Raw genomic sequence first — 12,296 nt, 5'->3', positions numbered from 1 at the left:
GACCCGCTGGAGCCGCCGGTGCCTGAGGCGCGGCCTCAGGGTCCCGGCGTGGGGGAGGGGGCCGGCACCGGCGGCGCCGGGGTCGGTGCGGGACTCGGGGTCGGCTCGGGCGCCGGCGTGGGCGTCGGCTCCGGTCCCGGAGGCGCGGGGGCCGGGGTCGCCTCGGGCGCCGGTGGTGCGGCCGCGGGAGGTGTTGTGGCCGGCGGAGCGGGAGCGGGCTGCTCCGGCGCGGGCTCAGGAGACGGCTGGGCCGGCTCGGGCGCGGCCGGTGGAGCGGCCTCCTCGGGAACCGGCTTCGGATGCTTGCGGAGGTCGCCGGAGGTGCGCTTGACCTCGACCCGCCGGTTCTTCTCGCGCCCTTCCTCGGTGTCGTTGTCCGCGACGAAGTTGACGGCTCCGTATCCCTTGATCGAGATGCGGCTCTTGTCGATCCCGTGCTGGACCAGCCACTCCCTGATCACCTCGGCGCGACGCTGGGCGATCTGCCTGTTCGCCGCGGCGCTTCCCTTGCTGTCGGTGTAGACACCGATCTCGACGTTGACGTCGCTCCAGTAGGTGAGCGCGTCGACCAGGAGCTGCAGCCAGGCGTCGGTCCCGGGCCACAGCTCGATCCCCTGGACGAACTTGACGTTCGGCAGGATTTGAGGCTCCGGCTTGTCCAGGCGGACGCGCGGGCACCCTTCCTTGTCGATCTTCTGTCCCTTCGGCGTATCGGGGCACTGGTCGAGGCCGTCGAGCACCCGGTCGCCGTCGGAGTCGTGCGGGCAGCCTTTCTCGTCGACGATGGCCCCCGCGGGGGTGAGCGGGCAGGTGTCGACTCCGTCGAACACGCCGTCGTTGTCCGTGTCGTGCGGGCAGCCCGCGGTCGGGCTGTCCATCGGGTCGACGATGGCTCCCTTCGGAGTGTCCGGGCACTTGTCGATGCCGTCCGGGATGCCGTCGCCGTCGCTGTCGCTCGGGCAGCCCTGCTCGTTGACGATGGCTCCTTTCGGCGTGTCGGGGCACTTGTCCATCCCGTCCGGGACGGCGTCCTTGTCGGTGTCCAGCGGGCAGCCGACCTCGTCCACGGGCCAGGCGCGCGGCGTGTCGGGGCACTGATCGAGCCCTTCCAGGACGCCGTCCTGGTCCGTGTCCCACGGGCAGCCCTGCCGGTTGACCCGGGCTCCCTTGGGCGTATCGGGGCAGCGGTCGTTGAGGTCGAGCACGCCGTCGCCGTCGCTGTCGGCCGATCCGCCGGCGCCGCCGCCGCCGCCCCAGACCCAGGTCAGCCCGAGGTCCAGGTGCTCGTTGTGGTAGATGTGGGTCGGCTCGTACTCGGTCGTGTACTCCCCCCTGAACGCCATGTGCGGCATCAGACGCATGCGGATGCCGCCGCCCAGGATGACCGGCCGGCCTCTGATCTGCCCCTCTTCACTATGCTGCAGCGTCGGGCTGGGGGCGTACCGCAGGAGGCTGTAGCCGAAAACGGCGTACGGCTTGAGGCGGCGCCTTTCGTTGCGCGGATTGATCAGGAAGCGGAAGGCGTAGGAGTCGGTCGAAAAGGTGCGATCCGGATTGGCGAAGAAGACCACGTCCGATTTGATGAGCGTGCTGCTCGATTCCTGCACCTTGGCGTCGGAGGTCGTGCGGTACTGGAACTCCCATTCGTAGGACGGCTTCCAGTACCAGCCGATGCGGATGCCGTACTCGTCCGCATTCGCGATACGCTGCTCGTTGGTGAAGAAGTTGTTCCCGAAGAGAAACCCCGCTTCCCAGGCCCCCTTCTTCTCTTCGCCGCGCGCGGACGAAGACAGCAGTCCCGCGGTGGCGAGGAGGCAGGGGAGGAGGTGGAGGAGGCGGCGACGCAACCGGACGTCCGGATACCCGATCATCTCGACCTCACGCTCTCACGCTCGCCCGGACGCCGACGCGAAAAGACACCCGCATGTGCCGCGGCACAATTCTTCTGGTGACGTTGGCGATTCAAAAGGCGGCGGATCCTAGCACACGGTTTTTCGGGCTGTCAACGTCCGTGGCGCGGAAGATCGGTATTCTCTGCGGGTTACGCGCAGCGCCGGAGGTCGGAGGAGGGAGGATGTGCTATTCTTTTTGAACCTGGGAGAGGCTGCGTTGCGGGAAGTCGCAAGGTCCGAGCCTACATTCCGCAGGCGGCTCCTGTTCGCCTCCATCCTCTTTATTTCCCTGTTCGTCGCCGATCTGTTCGTGATCGGTCACCTGGCCTTCAGCGACCTCAGCCACCGCGTCATCGACCAGGCGCTGCGGGCCTCGCTCCGGACCCTGGAGACGCACCATACGGGCGGGCCCGATCTGATCGACGTGGACGACGCCGAGCCGCTCCAGGCGGAGCCGTGCCCTCCGGGAGAGCCGCAGTCCTCCCCCAGGAGCCGGCCCTGTCTCAGTCCGCCCCCCTCCGCGACGCCCGGGCCCCGGATCTTCCAGAGGTTCCGCTACCGCTGGCAGAGGATCCTCGCGAGGCCCGACGGACGTGTCCTGCGGGTCGACATCGAGGAGGGGGAGCACCGGCGGACCGACGCGGCTCCGATGGAGGCGCTCCCAGGCCACCCGGAGGTCGCCGAAGAGTGGCAGGTCGCCGGCCGGCCCGAGAAGGTCATCGCCCTGGGCCATCCGAGCGACCCGAACGCGATGAACGTGCGCGAGGTCGGCGTGCCGAGCGATCTCATCGAGCAGGAGATCAGACAGCTGCGGCACGATCTCCAGGTCAAACTGTGGGTCGGCGCCGGCTTCGCGGTCCTGGTCCTCCTGGCCGCGTTCCTGTATGTCCTGCGGCTCCTGCACCGGACGCGCATGCTCGAGGCGCAGGCGCAGATGGACGATCGCCTGGCGTTCGTCGGAGCGCTTGCCGCCGGCCTGGCGCACGAGATCCGGAACCCGTTGAACGTGCTCAGCATGAATCTCCAGATGCTGGAGGAGGAGCTCGGCGATCGCGAGGCCGGAGATCTGGGGGATGCCAAGCTGTTCCTCGCGGCGCTGCAGGGGGAGATCAGACGCCTGAGCAACCTCGTGAACAACTTCCTCACCTATGCGCGCCCCCACCAGGCGCACTTCGAAAGCAAGGATCTCAACGCCATCCTGCGCGATCTGTGCGTGTTCCTGCGTCCGGAGTTCGAGGCCCGGAAGCTCAACCTGAAACAGGACCTGTCCCCCTACCTTCCGCCGGTCGACCTGGACGAAGGCCTCATCCGCCAGGCGGTCATGAACATACTGATCAACGCCACGCAGGTCCTGAAGGAAGGCGGAACGGTCACGATATCGAGCAAGGTCGGTCCGCAAGGGGAGGCGATCGCCACCATCGAGGACGACGGGCCCGGCATCCGTCCGGAGGACCGCGAGCGCATCTTCGACGTGTTCTTCTCCAACCGCGGCGGCGGTACGGGACTCGGCCTGCCGATCGCCGCCCGCATCCTGCAGGCGCACGGCGGGTCGATCGCCGTCGAGAGCCAAACGGGGAAGGGGGCCCGCTTCATCCTCACGCTGCCGCGCCGCCACGTCGCGACCGCGGGCGTCCTGGGGACGGCCGCCGCGAGCGAGGCTTCCTGATGGAAGCCGCCCGGAGAAAGCAGCGTCCGCGCGCGCGTCAGGAAGCGGAGGCCCGCGCCGAGGAGCTGCGGCGGCAGATCTGGCACCACCGCAAGCGGTACTACGTCGACGCCAACCCCGAGATCTCCGACGCCGAATACGACCACCTGGAGCGCGAGCTCGTCGAGATCGAGACCGCGTGGCCGGACCTGGTCGTTCCCGACTCGCCGACGCAGCGCGTCGGGTCGGAGGTCGTGGGCGACCTGCCGACGGTGCGGCACGCCGTGCCGATGCTCAGCCTGGACAACGCGGCGTCAAGCGACGAAGTCCGGGAGTGGTACGACCGGCTTCTGCGCGTTCTGGGGACGTCGGGTATCGAGGGACAGGTGCCCCTGGCCGCGGAGCTGAAGATCGACGGGGTCTCGGTGTCGTTGATCTACGAGAACGGGTCGCTGACGCGCGGCGTGACCCGCGGCGACGGCCTGCTGGGCGAGGATGTGACGTTCAACATCCGCACCATCCCGTCCGTTCCGCTGCGCCTGCTGCGGCCGGTGCCGTTCCTGGAGGTGCGCGGCGAGGTGTACTACCCGATCGCCGCCTTCCACGAGATGAATCGCCGGCGCGAAGAGGCGGGAGAGCCGCCGTTCGCGAACCCGCGCAACGCGGCGGCCGGGTCGATCCGGATGCTCGATCCAAAGGTGACGGCTCAGCGCCCGCTCGATATGCTGGTCTGGAACCTGACCCGGATCGGAGGCGCCCCGATACCCGGGACGCATTCCGCCTGTCTCGAGCTCCTGGGCGCTCTCGGGTTCCGGGTGAACCCGACGCGCCGTTGCCGGACGCTTCACGAGGTCGAGGCCTACTACCGGGAATGGCAGGAGAAACGCGATACCCTCCCGTTCGAGGCGGACGGCACGGTGGTCAAGGTCGACCCGATCGAGCTTCAGGAGCTGGCGGGCAGCACGGCGCGCGCTCCGCGCTGGGCGGTCGCCTGCAAGTTCCCGCCGCGCCAGGCGACCACGAGGGTCGTGGACATCCAGGTCAACGTCACGCGCTCCGGGGCGCTCACGCCGGTCGCAATCCTCGAGCCGGTGGACATCGGCGGGGCCACCATCTCGCGCTGCACGCTCCACAACGAGGACGAGCTCGAGCGCAAGGACGTGCGCATCGGCGACCGTGTCCTGGTCGAGCGGGGGGGGGACGTCATCCCGAAGATCGTCAAGGTGATCCCGGAGGCGCGCCCGCCCGATGCCATGAAATTCGAGATGCCGCGCATGTGCCCCGTGTGCGGCTCCGCGGCGCCGCGCCCGGAGGGGGAGGTGTTCGCCCGCTGCGTCAACGCCTCCTGCCCGGCGCGGCTCAAGGAGTCGATTCTGCATTTCGCGCAGCGCGAGGCGATGAACATCGAGGGGCTCGGCGAGGCGCTGGTCAACCAGCTGGTGGACAAGGGCCTGGTGAAGGAGATCCCGGACATCTATTGCCTGGACGCCCCGACCCTGGCCGGGCTCGAACGCATGGGCAAGAAATCGGCGGCGAACCTCGTCCTTGAGATCGAGAAGAGCAAGGCGGCCCCTTTCGAGCGGGTCATCTACGCTCTCGGGATCCGCTTCGTCGGCGAGCGCACGGCGCAGCTCCTCGCCGAGGAGTTCCCCGACATGGACCATTTGAGCAAGGCGTCGAAAGACGAGCTCGAGTCCGTCCACGAGGTCGGCCCCAGAGTCGCGGACGCCATCCGCCAGTTCTTCGACCAGCCGCAGAACGCGCGGCTCGTCGAGCGGCTGCAGGAGGCGGGGGTCAACATGAAGGCCGGCGACAGGCCCGCGCTCGCCGCCGGACCGTTCGCGGGTAAGACCGTCGTCGTGACCGGGACGATCGAGGGCCTGTCGCGGGACGAGATCAGGACCCTGCTGAGGCGCCAGGGGGCGCGCGTCTCGGAGTCGCTCTCGAAGAAGACCGATCTCCTGGTGTGCGGCAGGGACGCGGGGTCGAAGCTCGACAAGGCGCGCGCCCTGGGCGTGAGGATCATGCAGGCGGAGGAGTTCCTCAGTCTGGCCGGTGCCGGCGGGAGGACGTGATGGCCGAGTCGAAGGGGCAGATCGTCGTCATCGACGACGACGAAGGGAACCGGCGGGGCATCGAGATGGCCCTGCGCAAGGACGGCTACAGCGTCGTCTCGTTCGCGAGCGGCTCGCAGGGGCTCGACTACCTGAAGGGGAGCGGCACCGATCTCCTGGTGACCGATCTGCGCATGCCGGGCATCGACGGTCTGGAGGTCCTCAAGCTGGCCAAGTCGAGCGATCCCGGCCTGGCGGTGCTCGTGATCACCGGCTTCGGCTCCGTCGAGTCCGCCGTCGATGCCATGAAGCAGGGGGCGGACGATTATCTTCAGAAGCCGGTGAACCTGGTCGAGCTGCGCAAGCGCGTCGCGGCCGCCGTCGAGAAGCGCCGGCTGGCCCAGGAGGTGAGACAGCTCAGGGAGAGGCTGGAGGAGAAGTTCTCGTTCGGGACGATCGTCGGGGCCTCGAAGTCGATGCAGCAGGTGCTGCACCAGCTCGCGCTCGTGGCGCCGACGCGCTCGAGCGTCCTGATCGTCGGCGAGAGCGGCACCGGCAAGGAGCTGATTGCAAACGCCCTGCACCAGAATTCGCCCCGCAAGGAGTCCCGCTTCCTGCCGATCAACTGCGCCGCCATCCCGGGCGAAATCCTGGAGAGCGAGCTGTTCGGCCACGAGCGCGGCGCGTTCACGGGGGCCGTGCAGCGCAAGCAGGGGAAGTTCGAGCTGGCCGACCGGGGGACCCTGTTCCTCGACGAGATCGGAGAGATGCCGGTGCCGCTGCAGGCCAAGCTGCTGCGCGTCCTGGAGGACCGCTCCTTCATGCGCGTCGGCGGCACCGAGACGATCACCGTGGACGTGCGGATCATCGCCGCGACGAACTCCGATCTGGAGGCCAAGGTGGCGGCCGGAGCATTCCGCAGCGATCTGTATTACCGGCTGAAGGTCGTGACCATCGCCGTGCCGCCCCTGCGCGAGCGTCGCGAGGACATCCCCCTGCTGGCGCACCGCTTCTTCGAGATGTTCAAGAACGAGAACGACCGTCCGCTGCTGCAGCTCTCGCCCGAGGTCCTCGAGGCGATGACCGAGGCGCGCTGGGAAGGGAACGTGCGCGAGCTGCGGAACCTGATGGAGAGCCTCGTGGTCCTCGCCGACGCCTCGATCCGCGTTCTCACGCTCGACCATATGCCGGAGCACTACCGTTCGCGTCTCCCCCTCCCCGCCGCCCCCGTCCTTCCTCCGGCGGGCTCGTCCCGCCGCATGGAGGACATCGAGAAGGATGCGATTCTGCGCACCCTGCAGCAGACGGGCGGCAATCGAACCCGCGCGGCGGAGATCCTCGGCATCGGCCTCAGGACCCTGCAACGGAAGCTCAGGGAGTACGAGCAGTCCCCGGGGACAGGGGACGGGCAGCCCCAGGCGGACGAATGAACGCGGGCGTCAAATTGGCGCGCCACAATCACCACGCCTCGACCCGGGGAGCGCACGCGTCGCCCCGAGGCTTCCGGACCTAACCATCCCGGCCGCAAGATGTTAGTGGGCAGGCGGGCTGCCCACCCGCTCCCACTTTTCCATGGCACACCGCTTGCTGTCCGATCCCGGATGTCATGACCAAGACGATTCTCGTTGTGGACGACGATCCGGCCGTCCTGCAGTCGTACGGACGGCTGCTCCGAAGGCTGGGGCACCGTGTCCTCCTGTCGGAGGACTCCGAGAAGGTGATGACCGATCCTGAAAGCCTCCAGGAAATCGATCTTCTCATCCTCGATCAGCGCATGCCGCACACCAGCGGGCTCGCTCTTCTGGCCGGCTTGAGGCGGCGTGTGGCCGCGGCCCTCGGTACGCAGGGCACGACCGGCGGTGTGCCGGCCGTCATCCTGATCAGCGCGCTTCTGAGCCACGAGCTCAGGGTCGAGGCGGCCCGGCTCGGCGTCGTGGAGGTCATCGAGAAGCCGATCGACACCGCGCACCTTCTGGCTTCCGTGCGCGCCGCCCTTTCCGGGGCGGCCTGCCCGCGCCCGGTGGACCCGCTGATCCCGCGTTGATGAGGCAGGACTTACAGCCTTTTCCCGCGTCCTTGACGGAGGATCGGGGCGGGCCTATACTGACTTTCCTCAAGGAGATGATGTCCATGAAAAGAAGTGGTCAACCGGTCACGCTTGCATTGATAGCGGCGGCCTCGATGATTTTCGGCATGGTGGTGGCCGGCGGCCTCCACCTCACCACTCCGGGACACGCCGCCGGGGAGACGGCGGACGATCGGCCCCTGCATGCCGCGGCCCGGGCCCAGCTGGCCGCCGGTCACGGGGCCCCCATCGGCGCGCCGGTCTCGTTCGCCGACATCGCCGACAGGGTCAACCCGGCGGTGGTCAGCATCACTTCGACCGAGACGGTGAAATCGAAGGGGCGCGGTGGTCGGGCTCCCTTCCACGGCGATCCGTTCGAGTTCTTCTTCGGGCCCGAGCAGCGACGCCGCTTCTCGCCCGAGCAGCAGGAGGAACCCCGTATCGAGGTCAGCGGCGGGTCGGGCTTCCTGATCAGCGATGACGGATACATCCTGACCAACTATCACGTGGTCGAGGACGCCTCCAAGATCAAGGTCAACCTCACCGGCGACCGCCGCGACTACATGGCCGACGTGGTGGGCACCGACCCCTCGACCGACATCGCCCTGATCAAGATCAAGAGCGACAAGAAGCTGCCGTACCTGTCCCTCGGCGATTCGGAGACGATGCGGGTCGGCGACTGGGTGATGGCGGTGGGCAACCCGCTCAACTACGACCACACCGTGACCGTCGGCGTGGTGAGCGCCAAGGGACGCGTTCTGCGCGACCTGTCGCGCGACTTCTCCCTCGACAATTTCATCCAGACGGATGCCGCGATCAACTTCGGAAACTCGGGCGGCCCGCTGGTCAACCTGGGCGGCGACGTCGTGGGAGTGAACACCGCCATCAGCAGCGTCGGCCAGGGTATCGGCTTCGCGGTCCCGATCAACGTGGCCCGGGACATCATGAGCCAGCTCAGGACCAAGGGGAAGGTGTCCCGCGGTTACCTGGGGATCGAGCTGGCGGAAATCACGCCGGATCTCCAGGAAGCGTTCGGTCTCTCGACCGACAAGGGCGCCCTGGTGAACTCGGTGAAGCCCGGCCTGCCCGCGGAGTCGGCGGGCCTGAAGCGCGGTGACGTGATCGTCGCCGTGGACGGCAAGCCGGTGGGAAGCACGAACGAGGTCGTGCGGCAGGTCTCGGCGAAGGAGCCCGGCTCGACCGTGAAGCTGACCGTGCTGCGCAACGGCAAGGAGAGCACGCTCACCGCCAAGCTGGCCGATCGGAGCGAGCACATCGGCAAGGAGGCGGCCGTCCCCGAGAAGGGCGGGCGCAGCGAGGAGCCGAACGAGAAGAAGCTCGGAATCTCCGTGGACGACGTGAGCCCGGAGGTCCTGGACAAGCTCGATCTCCCGGACGACACCAAGGGCGTCCTCGTGACGCGCGTGTCGAGAGTCTCGGAGGCGTTCGAGAAGGGGCTCGGAGAGGGGGACGTGATCCTCGAAGTCAACCGCGTGCCGGTGAAGAGCGTTGCGGAATACCGGCGCGAGCTGGGGAAGGTCAAGGAAGGGGGGCTCGTGGTGCTGTACGTCATCAGCCCCTCCGGCCGGACGGGCGGCGATCCGATCTCGCGCTACGTGACGCTCCGCCTGAGCACGCCGCAGGAGGAGGGGGAATAGCCCCGCGCCGGAACGACCCGGCCTGTCTTCGCGATACCAGCGGGGCCCGCGCGGCGGGCCCCGCTTTTTTGTGTGTGCCTTTCCCCGCCGACGGACTAAGATCCGGGGGCCACCCGATGACGCGCGCGGTCATGAAGCCCGGGGTCCCATGAAACACAAGGTCCTGGTCGTCGACGACGAAGAGGACATCCGCAAGTCGCTGCGCATGGTCCTCGAGTACGAGGAGTACGAGTGTCTCGAGGCCGCCTCGGGCCCGGACGGGATCGAGGCGATCCGCCGTGACGCTCCGGACGCGGTCCTTCTCGACATCAAGATGCCGGGGATGGACGGACTGGAGGCTCTGCAGGCGATCCGCTCCAAGGACGCGCACACTCCCGTTCTGATGATCTCCGGGCATGGCGACATCCCGACCGCGGTCGAGGCGATCCAGAAGGGGGCGTACGATTTTCTGGAGAAGCCGCTCGAGTCCGAGCGCGTCCTCACGGCCCTGCGCAACGCCATCGAGCGCAAGCGGCTGCGCCAGGAGAACCTGCGCCTCCGGCACCAGGTCGAGGCCAGCCTCCGGCTGGTGGGGGAGTCGAAGGCGATGAAGGGAGTGCGCGAGGCGATCGCGAGGGCGGCGCCGGCGCACGCGACGGTGCTGATCACGGGCGAGAGCGGCACCGGCAAGGAGCTGGTCGCCTGGGAGATCCATCGCAACAGCGATCGGGCCGAGAGGCCCTTCGTGAAGATCAATTGCGCGGCCATCCCCGAGGAGCTGATCGAATCCGAGCTGTTCGGCCACGAGAAAGGGGCGTTCACGGGCGCGACCGTGCGACAGATCGGCAAGTTCGTGCAGGCGGACGGCGGGACCATCTTCCTGGACGAGATCGGGGACATGAGCGCGCGCACGCAGGCGAAGGTGCTGCGCGTCCTCGAGAACGGCGAGGTGGAGCCGGTGGGCATGGCGAAGACCAGCCGGGTCGACGTGCGCGTCATCGCCGCCACGAACAAGGATCTCCGCGAGCGGATCCACGCCGGGGCCTTCCGCGAGGACCTGTTCTTCCGTCTGAACGTGCTGCCGATCGTCTGCCCGTCCCTGCGCGAGCGCCGCGAGGACGTCCCGGCCCTCCTCGACTATTTCGTCGAGACCTTCACCTCCGACAGCAGCTACCGCCCCAAGCGCTTCTCGCCGGCCGCCGTCGAGCGCCTGGCGGCCCGGCCCTGGCGGGGGAACGCCCGCGAGCTGCGCAACGCGGTCGAGCGGCTGCTCATCATGGTGGAACGGGAGACGATCGAGGCGGAGGACGTCGACGCGCTGGCGGGCGAGACCCCGGCGGGCCCGGCACCCGACGTCGCGCCGACCGTGGCGCAGGCCGGCGCAGCCGGACCCGCCGTCGCGCCCCCGGAGGGCGGAACCGCGCCGGCCGCCGCCGGCGAGGCGCGCGCCCCCTCCGCCCTCGACGCGCCCGATCCGACCTCGTTCCGCACCCTGCAGGACTACAAGGACGAGGCCGAGAGAATCTTCATCCTGAGGAAGCTCAAGGAGAACCGCTGGAACATCTCGCGAACGGCGAGGGCGATCGACACCCCCCGGAGCAATCTGTACAAGAAACTCGAGCAATACGGGATCTCGAGAGACCAGGTGCAGGAATGAGGCAGGCCCTCGCGAGCGCGCGGCGGCCGCGTTCGTGAGCCCGCGGCGCGGCGTCGTCATCGTGGACGGGGTCAGGACGCCCTTCTGCAGGTCCTGGGGCGTTCTCAATCAGGTGCCGGCCGACGAGCTCTGCCGCATCACCATCGCGGAGGCGATGGCCCGCGTCGAGCTGGACCCGCGCCTGGTGGACGAGGTGATCATCGGCAGCATCGCCCAGCCCGCGGAATCCACGACCATCGCCCGTGTGGCGGCGCTGAAGGCCGGCGTGCCGCGCCGCGTTCCGGGCTTCACGGTCAACCAGAACTGCGGGTCGGGGATCCAGGCGATCGTCAGCGCGTTCCATCGCATCGAGTCGGGCGCCGCCGACGTCATCATCGCCGGCGGCGTCGAGTCGATGTCGCGCATCCCGTTCCAGCTCGGGCAGGCGTTCACCGACGATCTCATGAGGTTCCGGCGCGCCCGCACCCTGCCGCAGCGTCTGGCCGCCCTGTGGAAGGCGCGTCTGAGGGACCTCCGTCCCGTCTCGGCTCTCGAGGTGGGGCTGCGTGACGCCATCTGCGGCCTGAACATGGGGGAGACCGCCGAGGTCCTGGCGCGCCGCTTCCACGTGACGCGCCAGGAGCAGGACGCCTTCGCGCTCGAGAGCCACAGGCGCGCCGTGGCGGCGCGCGATCGTCTGCGCCAGGAGATCGTCCCGGTCTACCCCCCGCCGCGGTTCCAGCCGGTCCTGGACGACATCGGGCCGCGCGAGGACCAGACGCTGGAGCAGCTCGCGCGCCTGAAGCCGGCCTTCGACAGGACGTGGGGGACGGTGACGGCCGGCAACTCCTGCATGCTCACCGACGGCGCGGCGTCGCTCGTGATCGCCTCCGAGGAGCGCGCGCGCGAGCTCGGTCTGCCGTACCTCGGGCGGATCCGATCGTACGGGTTCGCGGGACTCGACCCCGCGGTGATGGGCCTGGGACCGGTGTACGCGACCGCCGTCGCCCTGGAGCGCGCCGGCGCCGTGCTGCGGGACGTGCAGCTCGTCGAGATCAACGAGGCGTTCGCCGCGCAGGTCCTGGCGGTGCGCCAGGCGTTCGCCTCCGCCGAGTTCGCCGCGAACGAGCTGGGGCTGAAGGCGGCGCTGGGGGAGATCAAACCCGAGATCACGAATGTGAACGGCGGCGCCATCGCGCTCGGTCACCCGGTCGGCTGCTCGGGAGCGCGGCTGGCGTTGACCCTCTTGAAGGAGATGGCGCGCCGCGACCTGGGTCTGGGGCTGGCCTCGCTGTGCATCGGCGGGGGCCAGGGCGCGGCCTTGATCTTGGAGCGGTCGTAGAGCATCTTACCGGCAGCGGGTCGCA

The 12,296-nt window shown here is 68.8% G+C and carries 8 protein-coding genes; 7 read left to right on the top strand and 1 reads right to left on the bottom strand.

What is annotated here, in order from left to right:
- Positions 1 to 35 precede the first annotated feature (35 nt).
- Positions 36 to 1,871 (bottom strand): thrombospondin type 3 repeat-containing protein, encoded by a 1,836-nt coding sequence (locus VEW47_09485; protein ID HYS05409.1) that lies wholly within the window; start codon positions 1,869 to 1,871, stop codon positions 36 to 38.
- A gap of 238 nt (positions 1,872 to 2,109) precedes the next feature.
- Between VEW47_09485 and VEW47_09480 the strand changes: the two genes are divergently transcribed.
- The 7 genes from VEW47_09480 to VEW47_09450 all read left to right on the top strand — a co-directional run bounded on the left by VEW47_09480 (position 2,110) and on the right by VEW47_09450 (position 12,271).
- Positions 2,110 to 3,558: an ATP-binding protein gene (locus tag VEW47_09480; protein HYS05408.1), complete on the top strand. Its 1,449-nt coding sequence runs from the start codon at positions 2,110 to 2,112 to the stop codon at positions 3,556 to 3,558.
- Positions 3,558 to 5,612 carry an NAD-dependent DNA ligase LigA gene (gene ligA, locus VEW47_09475; protein ID HYS05407.1) on the top strand — a complete coding sequence of 685 codons (2,055 nt, stop codon included), beginning with the start codon at positions 3,558 to 3,560 and terminating at the stop codon, positions 5,610 to 5,612. The genes VEW47_09480 and ligA overlap by 1 nt, the downstream gene beginning before the upstream one ends.
- Positions 5,612 to 7,021, top strand: a complete 1,410-nt coding sequence (locus VEW47_09470) for a sigma-54 dependent transcriptional regulator (protein HYS05406.1) — start codon at positions 5,612 to 5,614, stop codon at positions 7,019 to 7,021. Before ligA ends, VEW47_09470 begins: the two co-directional genes overlap by 1 nt.
- Before the next feature lie 176 nt (positions 7,022 to 7,197).
- Positions 7,198 to 7,635 (top strand): response regulator, encoded by a 438-nt coding sequence (locus VEW47_09465; protein ID HYS05405.1) that lies wholly within the window; start codon positions 7,198 to 7,200, stop codon positions 7,633 to 7,635.
- A gap of 86 nt (positions 7,636 to 7,721) precedes the next feature.
- Positions 7,722 to 9,314 carry a Do family serine endopeptidase gene (locus VEW47_09460; GenBank protein ID HYS05404.1) on the top strand — a complete coding sequence of 531 codons (1,593 nt, stop codon included), beginning with the start codon at positions 7,722 to 7,724 and terminating at the stop codon, positions 9,312 to 9,314.
- A 148-nt stretch (positions 9,315 to 9,462) separates the two neighbouring features.
- On the top strand, positions 9,463 to 10,950 hold the full coding sequence (locus tag VEW47_09455; protein ID HYS05403.1) for a sigma-54 dependent transcriptional regulator: 1,488 nt from the start codon (positions 9,463 to 9,465) through the stop codon (positions 10,948 to 10,950).
- A 34-nt stretch (positions 10,951 to 10,984) separates the two neighbouring features.
- A complete protein-coding gene (locus VEW47_09450) occupies positions 10,985 to 12,271 on the top strand; it encodes a thiolase family protein (GenBank protein HYS05402.1) in 1,287 nt (428 codons plus the stop codon).
- Positions 12,272 to 12,296 lie beyond the last annotated feature (25 nt).

The sequence above is a fragment of the Candidatus Dormiibacterota bacterium genome, from assembly GCA_035635555.1.
Lineage (GTDB): Bacteria > Acidobacteriota > Polarisedimenticolia > Gp22-AA2 > Gp22-AA2 > Gp22-AA3.
The sequence above is the reverse complement of the archived record's forward strand: the minus strand, read 5'-3'. Positions and strand labels throughout refer to the sequence as shown.